This window comes from Gallintestinimicrobium propionicum, from assembly GCF_025567525.1.
Classification (GTDB): domain Bacteria; phylum Bacillota; class Clostridia; order Lachnospirales; family Lachnospiraceae; genus Gallintestinimicrobium; species Gallintestinimicrobium propionicum.
Map to the genome: position 1 here is coordinate 34571 of NZ_JAOQJY010000018.1, position 17027 is coordinate 51597.

At 51.0% G+C, this 17027-nt stretch carries 20 protein-coding genes; 15 read left to right on the plus strand and 5 right to left on the minus strand.

All coding sequences use genetic code 11. The features are described from left to right. The first annotated feature begins 226 nt into the window (after positions 1–226). From OCV62_RS13050 to OCV62_RS13105, 12 genes are all read left to right on the plus strand, one after another. Entirely contained in the window at positions 227–1225 is a 999-nt protein-coding gene (locus tag OCV62_RS13050) for a P-loop NTPase family protein (protein WP_262587142.1), read from the plus strand. Continuing rightward, positions 1206–2438, plus strand: a complete 1233-nt coding sequence (locus OCV62_RS13055) for a CpaF family protein (RefSeq protein ID WP_262587202.1) — start codon at positions 1206–1208, stop codon at positions 2436–2438. The genes OCV62_RS13050 and OCV62_RS13055 overlap by 20 nt, the downstream gene beginning before the upstream one ends. Beyond that, positions 2398–3177, plus strand: a complete 780-nt coding sequence (locus OCV62_RS13060) for a type II secretion system F family protein (RefSeq protein ID WP_021915060.1) — start codon at positions 2398–2400, stop codon at positions 3175–3177. Before OCV62_RS13055 ends, OCV62_RS13060 begins: the two co-directional genes overlap by 41 nt. 8 nt (positions 3178–3185) lie before the next feature. Next, a complete protein-coding gene (locus OCV62_RS13065; protein ID WP_262587144.1) occupies positions 3186–4553 on the plus strand; it encodes a type II secretion system F family protein in 1368 nt (455 codons plus the stop codon). Between the two features lie 73 nt (positions 4554–4626). Beyond that, positions 4627–4842, plus strand: coding sequence for a Flp1 family type IVb pilin (locus tag OCV62_RS13070; protein WP_262587145.1), 216 nt, complete (start codon positions 4627–4629; stop codon positions 4840–4842). Further along, positions 4839–6344 carry a DUF5702 domain-containing protein gene (locus OCV62_RS13075; RefSeq protein ID WP_262587147.1) on the plus strand — a complete coding sequence of 502 codons (1506 nt, stop codon included), beginning with the start codon at positions 4839–4841 and terminating at the stop codon, positions 6342–6344. Before OCV62_RS13070 ends, OCV62_RS13075 begins: the two co-directional genes overlap by 4 nt. A 27-nt stretch (positions 6345–6371) precedes the next feature. Next, the gene (locus OCV62_RS13080; protein ID WP_262587149.1) at positions 6372–7157 is read left to right on the plus strand and encodes a TadE/TadG family type IV pilus assembly protein; all 786 of its coding nucleotides are present in this window, start codon (positions 6372–6374) and stop codon (positions 7155–7157) included. Between the two features lie 13 nt (positions 7158–7170). Next, on the plus strand, positions 7171–7599 hold the full coding sequence (locus OCV62_RS13085; RefSeq protein ID WP_262587150.1) for a prepilin peptidase: 429 nt from the start codon (positions 7171–7173) through the stop codon (positions 7597–7599). A 13-nt stretch (positions 7600–7612) separates the two neighbouring features. Beyond that, the gene (locus OCV62_RS13090) at positions 7613–8056 is read left to right on the plus strand and encodes a hypothetical protein (RefSeq protein ID WP_262587152.1); all 444 of its coding nucleotides are present in this window, start codon (positions 7613–7615) and stop codon (positions 8054–8056) included. Next, positions 8049–9428 (plus strand): FHA domain-containing protein, encoded by a 1380-nt coding sequence (locus OCV62_RS13095; RefSeq protein ID WP_262587154.1) that lies wholly within the window; start codon positions 8049–8051, stop codon positions 9426–9428. Before OCV62_RS13090 ends, OCV62_RS13095 begins: the two co-directional genes overlap by 8 nt. Before the next feature lie 46 nt (positions 9429–9474). Beyond that, positions 9475–10137 carry a rhomboid family intramembrane serine protease gene (locus OCV62_RS13100; protein ID WP_117962535.1) on the plus strand — a complete coding sequence of 221 codons (663 nt, stop codon included), beginning with the start codon at positions 9475–9477 and terminating at the stop codon, positions 10135–10137. Then, positions 10124–10534, plus strand: coding sequence for an HIT family protein (locus tag OCV62_RS13105; RefSeq protein WP_021915051.1), 411 nt, complete (start codon positions 10124–10126; stop codon positions 10532–10534). Before OCV62_RS13100 ends, OCV62_RS13105 begins: the two co-directional genes overlap by 14 nt. 141 nt (positions 10535–10675) lie before the next feature. Here the strand turns inward: OCV62_RS13105 and OCV62_RS13110 are convergent, their stop codons facing one another. Then, positions 10676–11743, minus strand: coding sequence for an undecaprenyldiphospho-muramoylpentapeptide beta-N-acetylglucosaminyltransferase (locus OCV62_RS13110; protein WP_262587157.1), 1068 nt, complete (start codon positions 11741–11743; stop codon positions 10676–10678). Between the two features lie 37 nt (positions 11744–11780). Continuing rightward, entirely contained in the window at positions 11781–12032 is a 252-nt protein-coding gene (locus tag OCV62_RS13115; RefSeq protein ID WP_021915049.1) for a TIGR03905 family TSCPD domain-containing protein, read from the minus strand. A 205-nt stretch (positions 12033–12237) separates the two neighbouring features. Here OCV62_RS13115 and OCV62_RS13120 point away from each other — a divergent pair, with 205 nt between their 5' ends. Both OCV62_RS13120 and OCV62_RS13125 read left to right on the plus strand, forming a co-directional pair. Then, positions 12238–12891: a hypothetical protein gene (locus tag OCV62_RS13120; RefSeq protein ID WP_262587159.1), complete on the plus strand. Its 654-nt coding sequence runs from the start codon at positions 12238–12240 to the stop codon at positions 12889–12891. 113 nt (positions 12892–13004) lie between these two features. Continuing rightward, on the plus strand, positions 13005–13958 hold the full coding sequence (locus OCV62_RS13125; protein WP_262587161.1) for a D-2-hydroxyacid dehydrogenase: 954 nt from the start codon (positions 13005–13007) through the stop codon (positions 13956–13958). 201 nt (positions 13959–14159) lie between these two features. Here OCV62_RS13125 and OCV62_RS13130 read toward each other — a convergent pair whose 3' ends face one another. After that, the gene (locus OCV62_RS13130) at positions 14160–14696 is read right to left on the minus strand and encodes a hypothetical protein (protein ID WP_262587162.1); all 537 of its coding nucleotides are present in this window, start codon (positions 14694–14696) and stop codon (positions 14160–14162) included. 196 nt (positions 14697–14892) lie between these two features. Between OCV62_RS13130 and OCV62_RS13135 the strand changes: the two genes are divergently transcribed. Beyond that, the gene (locus OCV62_RS13135; RefSeq protein WP_262587163.1) at positions 14893–15312 is read left to right on the plus strand and encodes a hypothetical protein; all 420 of its coding nucleotides are present in this window, start codon (positions 14893–14895) and stop codon (positions 15310–15312) included. Positions 15313–15376: 64 nt separating this feature from the next. Here OCV62_RS13135 and OCV62_RS13140 read toward each other — a convergent pair whose 3' ends face one another. Both OCV62_RS13140 and OCV62_RS13145 read right to left on the minus strand, forming a co-directional pair. Beyond that, on the minus strand, positions 15377–16237 hold the full coding sequence (locus tag OCV62_RS13140; RefSeq protein WP_262587164.1) for a sugar phosphate isomerase/epimerase family protein: 861 nt from the start codon (positions 16235–16237) through the stop codon (positions 15377–15379). Positions 16238–16450: 213 nt separating this feature from the next. Then, positions 16451–16993, minus strand: coding sequence for an NADH peroxidase (locus OCV62_RS13145; RefSeq protein ID WP_117962559.1), 543 nt, complete (start codon positions 16991–16993; stop codon positions 16451–16453). Positions 16994–17027: the final 34 nt, after the last annotated feature.

The following is a 17027-nucleotide window of genomic DNA, read 5'->3' on the forward strand; positions in this document are numbered from 1 at the left end:
AAGTAACATTTAAGGTACTATCTTGCGCTGGACAGTACAGAAAATCCGGTCTATACTTTGTCTTACCATCAGGCGGGATCAATGCAGAGGCATCTGATCCCGGTCCATACCGCTGATTAGCGGTTCTTATATTTTCTGAATTCTGTATTCTGTTATTCATGACAATAGAATACTCGCAGAGCGTGTATTCTATTGTTTAGGAAATTACCAGGAGGAATACGAACAATTGAATAGACGGACATTGGCGATTTGCGATCCGGAGGAGGCGTATGCATGCAGGCTGATGGATGCGCTGAGCAGACGGGAGGATTTTCCGTTTGAGGTGTTGGCTTTTACGGGAGCAGAGCGTTTACAGGATTCTCTCGCCCGAAAGCCGGTACAGATTTTGCTGATCGCGCAGGGGCTTTTTCGGGAAGAGATGAAGGACTGGGTACGGCATGTCATTTTGCTGCAGGAGGAAGAAAACAGCCCGGTACAGGAGCTTCCGTGCGTGAGCAAGTACAGCAGTGTGCTCCGGATTGCAAAAAAAGTCACGGAGACGGCGATGCAAACAGAGAAATTGCCATTTTTGCAGACGGTAGGGAAGGCTTGCGTGTACGGATTTTATACGCCGGTAGGACGCAGCCTGCAGACAACGCTTGCGCTGACGATGGGACAGCTTCTGGCGGCAAATAAAAGGGTGCTGTATCTGAATTTTGAGTGCTGTGCAGGGCTGACCGAGATGCTTGGAAAACAGGCGGATAACACAGAGTTTGCAAGTTTGCTGTACTATTTGCAGGAGTCTAAGGAGCAGTTTTTAGGCAGACTGTATCAGGCAGCGGAGTGCATCAACGGAATGGATTTCATTCTTCCGGCGTCATGCGGGTACGATCTGTACGGAATTGCCAGAGAGGAATGGCGGCGTCTGCTGGATTTATTGGATGACGGGCAATATGACGTCATTCTATTGGATCTGTCGGATGGGGTGCAGGGATTATTTGATGTCCTGCGGCGTTGTACGAGGATTTACACGATCGTACGGGAGGACGGCTTTGCCGCCGCGAAGCTTGCTCAGTATCGGGAGACGCTGGAACGGACGGATTATTCGGACGTCTGGGAGCGCTCGAAAAAGTTAAAATTGCCATTTTTCTGCCAACTGCCCAAGGACATCGGAAATCTGTTGACCGGGGAGCTGGCGGAATATACGAAGAAAGTGTTGGATGCAGATGAGCAGGGCGGTGTATGAACAGTTCCGCGTGCAGGTGAAGCAGGAAATTCTGCAGAAGCTGGACTGCGGACAGGATTTTTCGGACGGGCAGGTACGACGGCTGATAGATGAAAGGCTCTGCAAAAGCGACTGCATCGGCAGGCTGGACGTGGCAGAGCGAAGAAAGCTTGGCAGAGAGCTGTTTGCGGCAATTCGCGGTTTCGATGTACTGCAGGAGCTTCTGGAGGACAAGCGGATTACAGAGATCATGGTCAATGGACCGGATCGGATTTTTATCGAAAAGGACGGCAGGCTTACGCAGTGGCAGGGACGGTTCGAAAGTCCTGCACGGCTGCTGGATGTGATTCAGCAGATTGCGGCGGGCTGCAACCGGGTTGTCAATGAAGCGTCTCCGATTCTGGATGCAAGGCTTTCCGATGGTTCACGGGTAAACGTCGTGCTTTCTCCGATTGCGTTAAACGGTCCTGCGATGACAATCCGGCGGTTTCCGGAAGAGGGAATGACGCTGGACAGGCTGGTGGCGCTTGGGTCGATTACAGAAGAATGCAAAAGCTTTCTCGAACTGTTGGTAAAGTGCCGGTACAACATTTTTATCAGCGGGGGTACGGGGAGCGGAAAGACGACGTTTTTAAATGCGCTGTCGCAGGCGATTCCGCCGGAGGAACGAATCGTGACGATCGAGGACAGCGCGGAGCTGCAGTTAAAATATGCGCAAAATCTGGTTTCCCTCGAAACCAGAAACGCCAACATGGAGGGATGCAAAACGATTTCCGTGCGGGATCTGATCCGCAGCAGTTTAAGAATGCGGCCGGATCGGATTATCGTCGGGGAAGTTCGCGGTGCAGAGATCTGTGAGCTGCTGACCGCCTACAATTCCGGGCACGCCGGGAGTATGTCAACCGGGCACGGAAACACAGCACGGGACATGCTGCTTCGGATGGAGACCATGCTCCTGATGGGAATGGACATTCCATTGTCTGCCATACGAAGACAGATCGCATCGGGAATTGATATTTTAGTGCATCTTGGAAGGATGCGGGACAAAACCAGAAAGGTACTGGAAATCGCAGAAATTACAGGATTTTCGGAAGGGGAGATTACGACCAGGACGCTGTATGCCTTTGAAGAGGACGAAAACAGTACGCGGGAAAAGGTCAGCGGTAAACTGGAAAAGAAAGGAGAACTTTATCATGTGGAAAAGCTGGAAGCGGCGGGCTTTGGCCGAAAATAAAACAGACTATTCCAAATACCGGTTTTCCTGGCAGGAATATTTGCTCTGCTTTTTCAAAGCATTTTTTGCAACAGGCGCTTTTACAGGGATGTTCTACCGGTCATGGCTTGGAATGCTGGCGTTTCCGGCAGTATGGAAGGTTTTATACGGACGCGACAAAAAGAACAGAATTCAAAAAAGAAAGGAAAGACTCTCTCTGCAATTTAAGGATACTATCCTGATGGTAACGGCAGGTATCCAGGCAGGGAGCTCCATAGAAAATGCATTCCTGGATGTGGAACGCGAAATCGGCGTCCTTTACGGACAAAATAGCGAGATGGGACAGGAGCTTGCACTGATTCGCAAGGGACTGACAAACCGGGTGGCGCTGGAGCAGATGCTTCTGGATTTTGGCAGGCGCAGCGGCATCGAAGAAATCCGGGATTTTACAGAGGTGTTTGCAACAGCGCGGCATCTGGGCGGCAACTTAAAGGAGATGATTCAGAGAACGGCAGACCTGACGGGACAGCGGATGGAAACGCAGCGGGATATTGCGACGATGCTGGCATCGAGAAAATATGAGCAGAAGGTGATGATGCTGATTCCGTTTTTACTCTACGGCTATATGCAGGTGTCGTCGAAGGGATTCTTTGACGGACTGTACCATAACCCGGCAGGAATCGCGATTATGACGGTCTGCCTCGGGCTGTATCTGGCGTCGTGCGTGCTGGCGGAGAAGATTATGGATATTCGGGCGTGATAGAGGACATGTGGAAACAGAAAAAAGGAAAAAAGGTTGGACTGTTTCATTCGTGTGCGCTGCGGCTGGTAGTGTTGCAGAAAAAAATGGAACGAAACCGAGGCGGCAGGAAAACGGGAAACAGGCAGGGACAGGAAATTTTATGCCGGATCTGGGGACGGGAAACAGGCGCTCTCAAATATCGGGAATTTCAGGTTCAAAAAACAGAGCGCCTGCTGGCGATCCTGTCCGCCGGACTGGCGATGGCACTGCTTTGTCAGATTTTTTTGACGACAGGAGGTTTAGAGCCATTGACAGAACTGCTTCGCCCGGACAGCGGGGAAGGAGACCGGACGTATGTACTGGATGCTGAGGTCGGAGACGAAAAGCTGCGGAAGATTTCGGTATCGGTGCCGGAGCAGGAGCTGTCAGAAGAAGAGGCATCAGCGCTTCTGGATCAGGCACAGGTAGAGCTGGAGCGCTGGGTAGCGGCAATTCCAAACCCGGACAGCGTGGAAGACGATCTGGACTTGCCGGAGAGATTCTGCGGCGGGCTGGTGACGGGAAGCTGGCAGAGTGACTGCTATGACCTGATGGATGCTTCCGGACAGATTCGGAAACAGTGGGTGGAGGAAGGCGGAGAGCTGGTAGTGCTGAGCGTCCGACTGCAGTGTGTTGAGCAGGAGCGGGAATGCTCCTTTGCAGTGCGGATTGTGCCAAAGGGAGACAGTCTGGCAGATCGACTGATGCGCGAAACAGGACGGCAGCTGGAAGCAGAGCGCAGTCTGCAGCAAGCGTCGGCAGCGCTGCCGGAAACACTGGAAGAGCAGCCTGTAAAATGGCGGCTGCATCAGGAACCATATGGGCTGTGGATTTTATGTCTGACGATAGCAGGGGCAGGTTTGATTTCGTTTGCATATGATCACGATTTGGAAAAAGAAGGAGAAGCGAGGCAGGAAGAGCTCGCATTGGCCTATTCGTCCTTTTTAGCGCGGTTGACGCTGCTTGCGCAGACTGGAATGCCGATCCGACAGATTTTTGCGAGACTTTCCAAAGAAAAGAATGGTGTTGTTTACGAAGAGGTGCGCCGGACATTTCGGGAAATGGAAAGCGGAATGACGCAGACCGAAGCGCTGGAACGTTTTGGAAAACGCACCCGTCTGCCGCAATATAAAAAGTGCGCGGCATTGCTGGCCCAGAACATCCGCAGGGGAACAGGCGAACTGATCACTGCACTCGGACAAGAGGCAGAGAATGCGTTCGAGGAACAGAAAGCTGCCGCGCGGAGAAAAGCAGAGGAAGCACAGACAAAATTGTTATTTCCGATGCTGCTGATGCTGAGTGTGGTGATGATTCTGATTTTGGTACCGGCGTGGCTTTCCTTCGGAGGACTGTGACGGTGCCTGGGAAACGTTGCATCGAACGTGCAGTAAGAAACGATAAATGATAGGAAGACGAGGAGGAACAAATATGCTGATGTATTGGAAAAACCGTGCAGTGAATGGAGTATGGAAGCTGCAGAGAAGAGTGTATGAGGTGCTCAGAAATGAAGATGGAGTCGGAACTGTGGAAGTCGTGTTATTGATTTTAGTCGCAACTGGACTTGTGCTGATTTTCAAAGACAGAATTACCGAGCTTGTGACGAATATTTTTGGCAAAATCACGTCCCAGGCAGGGAAGATATGAGGCAGAAAGCAGAAAAGTACGCAGACGTGTATCGTGCTGTATCCTGTGCAGATAAGCCCTGGAGCGAGAGAAAGCAGAGTACGCCTGGCTATATGACGGTATATCTTGCACTTGTTATGGGCATTTTGCTTTCGCTGATTCTGGCCGTCCTGACGGCGGTCAGAATCTCCACGATTCGAATGTATATAGAGTGCTGTGCGGATATGGCGTTGGATTCTGCGCTGGCGGAATATCATCGGGAAATGTTGGATCAGTATGACCTGTTTTTTATCGATACGGCGTATCAGACCGGCGATCCATCCTATCATCGGACGGAAGAACATATTTTCCGTTATATGGAGCGGAATCTGCGTCCACAGGAGGAATTTCCAACAGCAGGGGCAAAAGACCTGCTGGGGCTTTCGACAGAAGCTGTGGAGCTTTTGCAGGCGGGCGTTGCAACTGACGATGGCGGGACGGTGCTGCAGTATCATATCGTCCAGTATATGAAGGATATTTCCGGGCTTTCTTTGGCGGAAACGTTGCTGGAGCAGGGAAACCAGCTGGAAGATTTGCAGGGACGCGATCTGGAAGCAGAGTGGGATGCTGCCGAGGAATCGCTGAAAGAAGAGATTTTTCGCCGGAAAAAGCTTCAGGATAAAGACTGGGATGGAGAAATTCCGGAAACACCGTCGGATGCGGTGCGGGCGACGCGCAGCGAGGGAATTCTGGGAGCAGCGGCGCAGGGAATGCAGCTTTCCAGTGCGTGTCTTTCCGGGGCGGGCAGACCGTCTGTGCGGCATTTAAACAGTGGAACCGGTTTGTCGGATGGAAAGGAAGCTGTGAACAGCCTGGTCGATCAGGGGCTTTTGTATGCTTATATCCTGAAAAAATGCGGCAGCTTCGGGCAGGAGAAAGAAAACAGTGCGCTCGCTTACGAGGTGGAATATATTTTGCAGCAGCAGACGCAGGATCGGGAAAATCTGAAAAAGACGCTGCAGGAGATTTTGTTGCTTCGGGAAGCTGTGAACGCAGCCTTTCTATTTGGAAGCAGCTTAAAAGCGGAGGCGGAAACCGCAGCGGGCGTTATTGCCATACTGCTTGGCTTGCCTGAGATAAAAGACTTTGCAGCGACCGTGATTTTATTTGCCTGGGCATACGCGGAAAGTGTCAAGGATGTCCGAATTTTGCTGCGGGGGGATAAGATTCCGCTTGTCAAAAGCGAGGAAAGCTGGAATACGCCGTTTTCTCAGCTGCTGACCTACAGAAGCCATCTGGATTCCTATCGTTCGTCTGCGGACGGGATGAGCTATCAGGATTATCTCGGCGCGCTGCTGGTATGTCATGGTGCAAAAAAGGCGATTGCAGGACTGATGGATGTGATGGAGAGCGATATCCGGCAGACACCGGGAAACAGCAATTTTCGGCTGGATGGGCTGATCGACGGGATGCAGGCATGTATCCGGGTAGTCAGCGGCTATACCGGAAGCTATGAAATCACAAGGCGGTACGAGTATGAATAAGCGATTAAGAGGGGAGGGTCGGGCCGGATGCCTTTTTGGAGAAACCTATTATCGAATGCGCTGCTGTTTTCTCTCCAGGACAGCAGTATAAAATACGGACAACATGCTCTCAATTCCCGGAAGCCCAAAGACCGAATTGCCGGATGGATACGCAGGTGGATCTGTCCGGGGCGAAAAAAGGCATCTCGCCGGGCGCTTCCGGCTGGCATGACGGTGGAGGCAGCAGTTGTACTGCCGGTTTTCCTGTTTGCAGTTGCCAATCTTTTATCGCTGTTTCTGGTATTTTGGACGTATTCCTCAAAAGAAGCGCAGCTGCATCAGACGGCCCGTCAGCTTGCGCTGTATGCCTATGGGCAGGAGGATGGAGAACCGGATGTACGGCTGATGCGGCTGACGCCGGTCTCTGCGCCATTTGGGAAAGCCGCTTTTCGGAGCAGCTATGTCGTAAACGGGTGCGTGATGCACAAATGGATTGGCTACAGCGGGGACGGGACGGGAGAAGACTGGGAACGGCAGGAAGAAGAGCTGGTTTATATTACAAAATCAGGAGAAGCCTATCACCGGGAACGGAGCTGTCTCTATTTGAATCCGTCCATCCGCCTTGCAGACCGGGAGGAAATAACAGCAGATTATACACCATGCAGCGTATGTGTTGGCAGGGGACGGTTAGAAAATCGGCTGATTTATGTGACGGACGGAGGAAGCAGATATCATAATACAGTAAGCTGCAGCGGGCTCAGACGGACGATTGAAAGCGTCACGCTGATGCAGGCGCTGGAGATGGGCAGACATGCCTGTCCACGGTGCGGATGACAGAGAGAAAAATATGGAAACAGGATTGGCGGTTTTATTTGGAGTGTGTTGTTCGGTAACGGACTGCAAAAGGCGGAAGATTACATTGTCGGTGCTTTTGGCTGGCGCGGTCGCAGGATGTATTCTGTCCGGGATTCGTATCTGGCAGGGAACGGAGAGTGTTTGGGAAATGCTTGCAGCAATTCTTCCGGCGGTATGTCTGGAAAGCGTTGTAATCCTGACTGCCGGAAAGGTCGGGAGCGGAGACGCGGGAATGCTGCTGGTATTCGGGTTGTTGCTGGGGTGGAAAGCATGCGTTTCAATTTTGTGCATGGGCTGTCTGCTGATTGGTGTTGTAGCTGGCTGCGGGATGGGGATCGGTGTGCTTCATCAGAACAGTAGGCTGCCGTTTGCCCCGTTTTTGTTTGCTGCGACGGTGATTACGCAGCTGTTGCAGACGTAAAGATGAGAAAATTATGGAAAAAAACCAATATCAGAAAAAAAAAGAAGCAGACGGTTATGTGGTCGTAGAAGCGGCGGTGCTTCTTCCGCTTGCCTCGATTTTCATTGTGCTTTTGATCGGACTTTGCAGTTATCTGTATCAGGGCTGTTTTCTGATGCAGGCGGCATATACAGCGGCTTTTCGGAGTGCGGCACAGGAACGCCCGGACGCCGGTTATGCGGATGGGCAGTTAAATCAGCTGTTGGAGGGGGAGGTTCTGTCTTTTGGAAAAGAAGAAAGGCAGATCAAAGCCGGAATGCTTCGGGTTGAAGTGACTTTGGAACGGGAAACGCCGCTTGCACGGTTGGCGGCTGTTGGCGACAGAGGACGGCTGAAGGTAAAGCAGACTGCGTATGTCAGGAATGCGGCGGCTTATATCAGAGGAATCAGAAGAGGAAAGGAACTGGGGGATGAATAAGCAGATAGAGCGAAAAAGTGGACAGGATCGGATTGCGGAAAAAGTGATCTATAAACGGGAATTGAACCATAGCTATATGGTATTACCCTGCCAGGACAAGGATATGGCGGAGCGGTATGATTACCGGATTATGCAGCACAATCGAATTGGAAGGCTGCTTCCGTGCAGCCTGCGGTATCTGGATGGGGAAGAGCTTTTATACTATGACATTACTTCCCGCCAGCCGCTTGCACGGCTGTATGAAAGCCGGAGAATGAAGGCGGCAGACCTGGAACGGATTATCCGGGATACAGCAGCGGTACAGGCACAGCTGGGGGAGTACATGTTGGATGAGTCTGGGGTTCTTCTGGAGGAAGAGGTAATTTTTGCAGATGTGGAGACAGGGGAGCTTTATTTTGCTTTTTATCCAGGCGGACTACAGACTGGAAAACAGTATACGGAGTTGGCGGATTTCTTTCTGGAGCATATCGATCATGGACAGGAGCAGGCAGTAAACCTTGCGTATGAATTCTATAAGCTTTCCAAGGCGGATTACTTTGTGCTGTCCTCTTTCCTGCCGTTTCTGGAGAAAGAGATGGAGGCTTCGAAGCAGACCGGGCGGGGAAAGGAGCACGGTTGGTGCGTGTCAGGGGCGTACACGGAAAGCGGTGGACGAAACGGCGGAGAGGGAGATTCGGGAGATTGGAGCTGCAGGAGTACTGTTGGGGCGCGCATAACGCTGCCGGATGGCGAATGGCCTGTAGAGCTGCGAAAAAGTGAAAGTACGTCAGAGTCGGGAACTGTAGGGCAGCGAGGTGCTTTGACAGGCGTTTCTTATCAAGACGCTGAATACGCCTCAGATATCATGACAGAGGGGGATGAACAGAAAGCAGCGCACAAGCCCTGGTGGAAGCGGTTGTTTTCAGGATTTCGGAAGAGCAAGTCTGTCGGGGAGGAATGCGAGGAAGTGTCGGTCAGCAGGATGGATCAGATGGTATGGGACAGCTATGAGCAGCAGCTGTATGAAAATGGCAGTCAGGAGACGGTCTATTTTGCCGATCTGGACAGCATGACAGAGCAGTACGATGGGCTGTACTGCCTGAATGCGCAGGGGAAAGAGCAGCGTCTTGTGCTAAAGGGACTTCCGCTTACGATCGGAAAGCTGAAAGGAAGAGTTTCCGTCGTGCTGTCAGACCGATCGGTCAGCAGAATCCATGCACGGCTGGAGGGATACGGAGGAAGAATCAGCGTGCGCGACCTGAATTCCAGAAATGGAACGAGCGTCAATGGACATAAGCTTTCTCCGAACGAAAGCGTGCAGTTACAGGAGGGGGATATGGTATGCTTTGGAAGAGAGCGCTTTCGGTATGAAAGAGTGCAGGAACAGCGTTGACACCAGGACAGGTAAGTGATACCCTCATTTCAGGAGGAAAACGGCTATGGCATACCGGGAAACGATGGAAAACAACGGGATGGAAGCTGGTAGAGCAAAGAACCAAATCCCTTATTGTACAGTGGTGCTGGTAGCGTTGAATGTCATTCTTTTTCTGATCGGACTGATCCTGCCCAAAGCAGGAGAATGGATGGAATCGGAGGGCTGCTTCAGCGTGGTGTATCTTCTCTATGAGCACAGCGGGTTTTATCGACTGATTACGGCTGCATTTCTGCATGCCGACGTCGAGCATCTGCTCAACAACATGCTGCTGCTCTACTGCTGCGGCGATGTGGTGGAAAGATGCCTTGGAAAGGTGCGCTTTCTGATCCTGTATTTTGGCTCTGCGATTTTCGGAAATCTGCTTTCTGCGGCATATGAGCTTTCAACTGGAAGCTTTTATGAATCGATCGGAGCCAGCGGAGCGGTTTTCGGGCTGACGGGTGCGTTGCTTTTTCTGGTAATTGTCAAAAAAGGAGCGGCTGCGGGAATTTCCCTGAAAAGAGCGGTATTCGCCGTTGTCCTGTCTCTGTATGCAGGGTTTGGCAGTGCGTATGTGAACAATGCGGCGCATGTAGGCGGACTGTTGAGCGGTTTTCTTCTTGGATTTTTATTAAGCATTATACCGCCGGTATTTAGAAAGAAGGGATTTTCACATGAAAAAAGATGATTGTATTTTCTGTAAAATTGCAAACGGAGAGATTCCGTCCAATACGTTGTATGAAGACGACAGCTTCCGCGTGATCCTGGATCTTGGACCTGCGACAAAGGGACATGCCCTCGTGATGCCGAAGGAGCATTTTGGAAATCTTTATGAGCTGCCGGATGACTGGTGTCAGAAAGCATTTTCCCTGGCGAAAAAGATGGCAGGCCAGATGACGGAGAAGCTGCACTGCGATGGCTTTAACCTCGTTCAGAATAATGGTGCGACAGCAGGACAGACTGTTCCTCATTTCCATATCCACCTGATTCCCAGATATGAAAATGACGGACAGACGATCAACTGGAAGCAGACCAGCCCGACCGCAGAAGAGCTGGCAGCTGTAAAAGAAGAAATTCTTGGATAAGACAGACGCACGTTCATCCTCGCAAATATCAGGAAAAAGCGCTGTGCATTTGATGTATCCGGAGTCTGGAAACTGCCGTTCCTAAAAGGAAAGGCTGTTTCCTGCCGAATCGTTCATTTGCACAGCGCTTTTTATTCATGTTCAGTCCGTTATCTCGTTTAAAATTTCAAGAATAGAAGGAATTGCATTGGTCTGGCGGCTTTTTTCCATCGCGTCAATATAGGTCTGTCTGGAGCAGTACAGTGCATGCACTTTTTCTATCAGAAGACCGGGTGACAGGTAGTCTTCGTCGATCACCATGGAGAAGCCCTGTGCCTCAAAGGAGCGTGCGTTTAAAATCTGGTCGCCGCGGCTTGCACCTGCAGAAAGCGGAATCAGCAGGTTGGGCTTTTTGAGGGCGAGCAGCTCACAGATTGCATTTGCACCTGCGCGGGAAACGACGATGTCCGCCATGGCGAAGATGTCCTTTAAATCGTCTTTTACATATTCGAACTGCTTGTAGCCGGGTGTTTTTAATAACAGGTTGTCAATTTTATCCTTACCGCAGATGTGCACGATCTGAAAATCATCCAGAAGCTTTGGAAGCGCTTCGCGGACGGACTGATTGATGACCGCAGAGCCAAGGGAGCCGCCGATGATCATCAGAACCGGCTTGTCGGAATGAAAACCGCAGAGCTTCCTTGCTGCTTCTTTATTTCCGTGCAGCAGTTCTTCTCGGATCGGGGAGCCGGTCAGGATACTCTTTTCAGCCGGAAGCGATTTTAAGGTTTCCGGGAAGTTGCAGCAGACCTTTCGGGCAACCGGGATACAGAGCTTGTTGGCAAGTCCGGGTGTCATATCGGATTCATGGATAACGCATGGAATTTTCAGGGAAGCGGCAGCGCGCACAACCGGGACAGATACGAATCCGCCTTTGGAAAAAACAACGTCCGGCTGTAGCTCTTTTAAAATTTTACGGGCTTCGGAAAATCCCTTGAGTACGCGGAACGGATCTGAGAAGTTTTTCAGGTCAAAATACCGCCGGAATTTGCCGGTAGCGATGCCGTAATAAGGAATGTGGTAATCTGCCATCAGGCGTTTTTCCATTCCGTCATAGGAACCGATATAAAATACCTCGTAGCCGGCTTTTTCGAGCTCGGGAAGAAGGGCAATATTCGGGGTAATATGACCGGCTGTTCCGCCACCGGTAAGTACGATTTTTTTACTCATGATGGGATCTCCTCAAAATTACTTTCTGTCGTAAAAATTACTGCGCCTGCACGATTTCTTCCAGCGCGCGGGCGAGCTGATCAGGACATGACGTGGGCTTGAAGCCGCATTTAATGCCCTTTAAACGTGCGATTGCGTCCTCGGCTTTCATGCCGACTACCAGGCTGGAAATGCCTTTTAAGTTGCCGTTGCAGCCGCCGGTAAAAGCGACAGATTTGATTGTATGCTGATCCGGTTCCATCTCGATATCGATCAGGGTAGAGCAGGTACCTTTTGTCTTGTAGGTCATAGAATCCTCCTTGTTTTGCCGTCGAAAATTCGATTTTCTTGTTCCGATAGGGATTATAGCAGTTTTCCTGTGAAAAAGAAAGGCGGAAATTGGAAATCGATTGTGCGCCTGCGAGGATTGCAGCCGGGAATCCAGGGGCCTTATACTAAAGAAAAAGCGGAACCTGCGCGGCATCAGGACGCAGGAAAGCAGGATGGAGGAAAGCATGACAAGATATCTTTTGATGGGAACAGCAGCGGCGCTTTTGTTTTTTAGTATTTTATGCAGATTTTTTCCGGGTATGCGGCTGAAACGGCTGCTTGGGGAAACGGCGAATCTTTCTGTTTCACCGAATACAATTTTACGGCAATGCGTGTTGAAATACAGCAGCCTGTGCGAATTAAACGGCGGCAGGATGAATACATCGGTTTATGTGGAAAAATTTCTGCGACAGTTGAAATTCGGACGGTTCAGCCTGCGGTTCTGGGACAGACTTGGCGGGCAGCTTTTGCTTCTGTCTGTTTTTGCAGACGGAATCGGAGCCTGCATGGGGCTGATGGGCGGACAGACGCTTGGGAATGTGATCTGGTTTTATCTGCAGGCGTTTTTGAGTCTGTATCTGTATTTTGCGGTGATTGGGATGATCGATACGGCGTCGACGGCAGAGGAACTGAAAATCACGCTGGCGGATTTTCTGGAAAACCGTATGTCGGAGCGGCTGGCGCAGGTAAAGCGGGATAACGACTATCTGGATGAGCAGGAGCGAGAGGTGCGTAGAGAGGTCGAGAGCGTGGGGCAAACCGCTGCTGTCCGCAGAATGCAGGAGCCCAGGGCAGCTGAGTCCGAGTTGACAGAGCTTTTGCGGGAGTTTCTGGCTTGAAGTGCTGTGCGTTTTTTGCTACTCTTATAGGAAAACAGCAGACGGCGCGAATACGCCGGATGAAAAAGAACCCAGGCGGTCGAAGGAACGAGCCGCAGAAATGAGAGGAACACATGAAGATTGTAGTATTAGACAGAAGCAGTGTCGGTGAGGATGTCTCCGTCGAAGCGATAAAGCAGTTTGGGGAGGTGGATTTTTACAATAGCACGCCGGATGAGCTGGTGGCGGAACGGATCGCGGACGCAAATATCGTTGTGGCAAACAAAAGTCCGATGAATGAATCCACAATGAAGGATGCAAAGCAGGTGAAGATGATCTGTCAGCTTTCCACCGGCTATGATAACGTAGATATTGAATATTGTAAAAACAGAGGTATCCATGTAGCAAACGCGCGGAATTATTCGACGGCTGCAGTTGCGCAGCATACAGTTGCCCTGGCGCTCTCTGTGCTGGAAAACCTGCCGTATTATGACAATTACGTAAAATCCGGCGCGTATGCATCACAGCCCCGGTTTGCTCATTTTAAACCCTGGTATGAGCTGGAGGGAAAGACCTGGGGCATCGCCGGAATGGGAAATATCGGGAGACGGGTTGCGAAGGCGGCAGAAGCCCTGGGCTGCAAGGTTATTTTTTTTGCAACCTCAGGACACAGCGATTGCAGGGACTATGAACGGGTGGATTGGGATACCCTGCTGGCACAGTCAGATATTTTGTCTCTGCACTGTCCGCTGAGCGACAGAACGTTTCACCTGATGAATGCGGACGCCTTTTCCAAAATGAAAAAGAGCGCAGTGTTGATCAATGTGGCGCGCGGTGCGGTTGTGGATACGGATGCGCTGTATGAGGCGTTGGTAAACGGAGAGATCAGAGGAGCGGGCACGGATGTGTTCGAAAAGGAGCCGATCCTTGCAGATAACCCCCTGGCGACGCTGAAAGAAACCGGAAAGCTGCAGCTGACGCCGCATATGGCCTGGGCGAGCATCGAAGCGCGGGAACGCTGCGTGGAGGAGACCTGTAAAAATATCGCAGCATTTATCAGCGGAGAGGGACGCAACCTGGTTGTGTAAATTTTTTACAACACTTTGCCCCTGCCATTCGTTTTCCTAATGAAAGCAGAATTACAAAGCTGCTCCTGTACAGGATGCCGGAAGACGTTCCGGTTAAGGGACGGAATAAGTCCATAATTGTAGTATCTATTAAAATCCTGGACACAGCCGCTTTCCGGCGCTGTCAGATGCGGCAGCAGGGAAGCGGCTGTGAAAATTTTATTACTGTTTTACTTTTTCAATGGAAATAATTTCACCGGTAAAGCTTTCGATTTCGGATAAAATACCGGTATAAGTGACGGTCACGCGGTCGCCGGATTTGATCTGGTCGAGCCCGTCCGGTCGCTTATCGGAATCATAGGAAAATGCGTGGGGTGTCCCGTCATCGGAAACGACGACGAACATAAAGTCCTTCATTTCCTGAATTTTGCCGGTTACGGTGGATGTTTTGCCGGACATCAGACCGTCCTGTGTTTCGGCGGCAGTTCCGTTGGCTGTGCTGTTTCCATTGGAGTTGGAGCCGGACGCCGTTTCGGAAGGAGCGTTTCCGATAAGATCGGTGGCACTGCTCTCCGGCGTGATGGAGTCGGTCTGTCCGTTCATCGAAGTTTCTTCGGAAAAATCAGATTCCGAAGCGATCTGGGTCTGCGGCGGAACGGTTTCGGTCGCAGTGTTTTTGCCGCATGCCGCAGCGAACAGCAAAATCGTGGTTAAAAGAATAGGACCTGCAAAAGAAAGTTTTTTCATAATTTCCCTCATTTCTGCGCACATTTTTTGCGCATGTCGAGTTTGTGTCAAGTGCGCACAGACACAAAGCTCGCGATTGAAAAATTTTCTTTTTCAATCTTTATACCTCTGTTTTTTTATTATGTGCAGAAAAAAATGAGATATGCGGTATGATTAAAAAAAGGGCTTTTGGGGGTTGGGCTTGAAAAAGCGGGAAGCTTTTGTTACGATGGGAGCAGAAAAAACGTCGGAGAGAGGGGACGACATGACAGCGCTGGAATTTATTCACAAACATCAGAACGACGAGGATAACGGGGAATGTCTGATTCTGCCGGACGGCAGTGTGGAAGAGCCGTTGCCTTCGCATATTGGCAGGCTGGTTGAACTGACCGGGATGGATGCCGGCGCTTTGCACGGCAGAATGGAAAAAAATATGGAGCCGCTGTTCTGGCTGGTGGAATACACTGGCTGCATGTCCGTGTGGCAGACGCGGGTAGTAGCGCCGACAGTGCCGACGGGGCAGCAGCAGGCTGCGCTTGAAGAGCTCCATGACGCTGCATTTCTGGCGCCGAAGTATCTGATGCAGACGCCGGGACAGGAATATGTGGAGAGCGTGCACCAGGCGAAGGAGGAGCTTGGGGGTAGATAAAAACAGCCGCTGCTGCCGGAAAACCGATGCAGAGCGGCTGAATCTATAGGATGGGTCTGGAGCCTTACAGTGCTTCAAACATATCGGAAAGTCTTTTTGCGGATGCCGCGAGGTCGCAGAGCCCTTTTTGGGTCGTTTCCGGTGTAAATGCTTCGAGGTAGCTGCTCGCCTCCAGTGTAAAGTAACCGGAGTAGTTGATGTCCTTGAGCGCCTTTACGACAGCGTCGAAGTCGATGGACATGGAAAACGGAATCTGATGGGAATCGTGCCAGCAGTCGTTATCGTGGATATGCAGCGCCTGCAGACGGTTTCCGAGTGCGCGGATCATGTTGGCTGCACCTTCTCCGGAACCGCGCATTTCTGCATGTCCGATATCCAGGCAGGCAACGAAAAAGTCGTCGTTTACGACGTCGAGGTGCTCGTTAAAGCTTGCAGAGGTCGCACATGCCGCGAAAGAGGACTGATCCTTTTCCGTGTCCCAGCCCCACATATTTTCGGTTGCGATCTTAACGCCGCATTCTTTTGCAAACGGCAGCAGATCAAAGTACATTTCCGCGTTTTCCTGGGCGGACAGGTAGTTGTCCGGATGGATGATGCAGATTTTGCCGCCTGCCTCTGCGGTGCATTCCAGCGCGCGTTTTAAGTAAGGGATGATCGGTCCGCGGGACGGGAACGGTGCGTGCGACTGATTGCAGAGGATGCCGTTGTCGAGACCGATCTGTCTTAATCTACGCGCGAAGGCGAGATAATTGTCGGAAGCGAGCGGATTGTCATTGGGTAAAAAGCATCCGGCGCTCCAATCATATTTGCACATGTCGAACATGGAAAAATCCCATGCGTCAAAGCCTGCTTTGGCGGTATATTCTACAGCCTTTTCTTCGCCGACCAGTGCTGCAGCCGAGGCGATTTCTGTCGATATTTTCATAAGTCCCTCCCGTTTGTAACGCACGCGAAAAAAGGATGGCGTGCGGTAATATGGAGCCGAGGCACGGCTCGTGTCTACGCACAGTATAGCATAGCAGAGGGGGGAAAAACAGAGGAAGTTTGCGAATTGAGAAAGAGTTTGAAAAAATGAGGTGTGGCTTTTGATGCCACACCTCAGAATTTTTGTAAACCTTGGTAAATACCGGATTTTTCATTAACCGAAGTATCTCTTTAACAGACCCTCAAATGCTTTTCCGTGTCTTGCTTCGTCACGGGCCATCTCATGAACGGTATCATGGATTGCATCCAGGTTCAGAGCCTTTGCTCTCTTTGCCAGGTCGGTCTTACCAGCGGTAGCGCCGTTCTCAGCTTCTACTCTCATCTCCAGATTCTTCTTGGTGGAGTCGGTAACAACTTCGCCTAACAGCTCTGCAAATTTTGCAGCGTGCTCAGCTTCTTCGAAAGCTGCCTTTTCCCAGTACAGACCGATTTCGGGATAGCCTTCTCTGTGTGCAACTCTTGCCATAGCCAGGTACATACCAACTTCAGAGCACTCGCCCTCGAAGTTTGCTCTCAGGTCAGCGATGATATCTTCCGGAGCGCCCTGTGCAACGCCTACAACGTGCTCAGCAGCCCAGTTCATTTCGCCGGACTGAGCGACGAATTTGGAAGCGGGAGCATGGCAGATAGGACATTCTTCCGGAGCCTTTTCACCTTCATAAACATAACCACATACAGAACATACGAATTTCATAATTTTAATCCCCTTTCTTATTCATGACAATGGGTTT

What these genes read in the sequence shown, in the direction of transcription:
- OCV62_RS13065 (WP_262587144.1), top strand. Translation starts at nt 3,186, where the DNA reads ATGTGGAAACAGAAAAAAGGAAAAAAGGTTGGACTGTTTCATTCGTGT.
- OCV62_RS13080 (WP_262587149.1), top strand. Translation starts at nt 6,372, where the DNA reads ATGCCTTTTTGGAGAAACCTATTATCGAATGCGCTGCTGTTTTCTCTC.
- OCV62_RS13120 (WP_262587159.1), top strand. Translation starts at nt 12,238, where the DNA reads ATGACAAGATATCTTTTGATGGGAACAGCAGCGGCGCTTTTGTTTTTT.
- OCV62_RS13115 (WP_021915049.1), bottom strand. Translation starts at nt 12,032, where the DNA reads ATGACCTACAAGACAAAAGGTACCTGCTCTACCCTGATCGATATCGAG.
- OCV62_RS13095 (WP_262587154.1), top strand. Translation starts at nt 8,049, where the DNA reads ATGAATAAGCAGATAGAGCGAAAAAGTGGACAGGATCGGATTGCGGAA.
- OCV62_RS13075 (WP_262587147.1), top strand. Translation starts at nt 4,839, where the DNA reads ATGAGGCAGAAAGCAGAAAAGTACGCAGACGTGTATCGTGCTGTATCC.
- OCV62_RS13085 (WP_262587150.1), top strand. Translation starts at nt 7,171, where the DNA reads ATGGAAACAGGATTGGCGGTTTTATTTGGAGTGTGTTGTTCGGTAACG.
- OCV62_RS13130 (WP_262587162.1), bottom strand. Translation starts at nt 14,696, where the DNA reads ATGAGGGAAATTATGAAAAAACTTTCTTTTGCAGGTCCTATTCTTTTA.
- OCV62_RS13055 (WP_262587202.1), top strand. Translation starts at nt 1,206, where the DNA reads ATGAGCAGGGCGGTGTATGAACAGTTCCGCGTGCAGGTGAAGCAGGAA.
- OCV62_RS13125 (WP_262587161.1), top strand. Translation starts at nt 13,005, where the DNA reads ATGAAGATTGTAGTATTAGACAGAAGCAGTGTCGGTGAGGATGTCTCC.
- OCV62_RS13060 (WP_021915060.1), top strand. Translation starts at nt 2,398, where the DNA reads ATGTGGAAAAGCTGGAAGCGGCGGGCTTTGGCCGAAAATAAAACAGAC.
- OCV62_RS13140 (WP_262587164.1), bottom strand. Translation starts at nt 16,237, where the DNA reads ATGAAAATATCGACAGAAATCGCCTCGGCTGCAGCACTGGTCGGCGAA.
- OCV62_RS13090 (WP_262587152.1), top strand. Translation starts at nt 7,613, where the DNA reads ATGGAAAAAAACCAATATCAGAAAAAAAAAGAAGCAGACGGTTATGTG.
- OCV62_RS13100 (WP_117962535.1), top strand. Translation starts at nt 9,475, where the DNA reads ATGGCATACCGGGAAACGATGGAAAACAACGGGATGGAAGCTGGTAGA.
- OCV62_RS13135 (WP_262587163.1), top strand. Translation starts at nt 14,893, where the DNA reads ATGGGAGCAGAAAAAACGTCGGAGAGAGGGGACGACATGACAGCGCTG.
- OCV62_RS13110 (WP_262587157.1), bottom strand. Translation starts at nt 11,743, where the DNA reads ATGAGTAAAAAAATCGTACTTACCGGTGGCGGAACAGCCGGTCATATT.
- OCV62_RS13070 (WP_262587145.1), top strand. Translation starts at nt 4,627, where the DNA reads ATGCTGATGTATTGGAAAAACCGTGCAGTGAATGGAGTATGGAAGCTG.
- OCV62_RS13105 (WP_021915051.1), top strand. Translation starts at nt 10,124, where the DNA reads ATGAAAAAAGATGATTGTATTTTCTGTAAAATTGCAAACGGAGAGATT.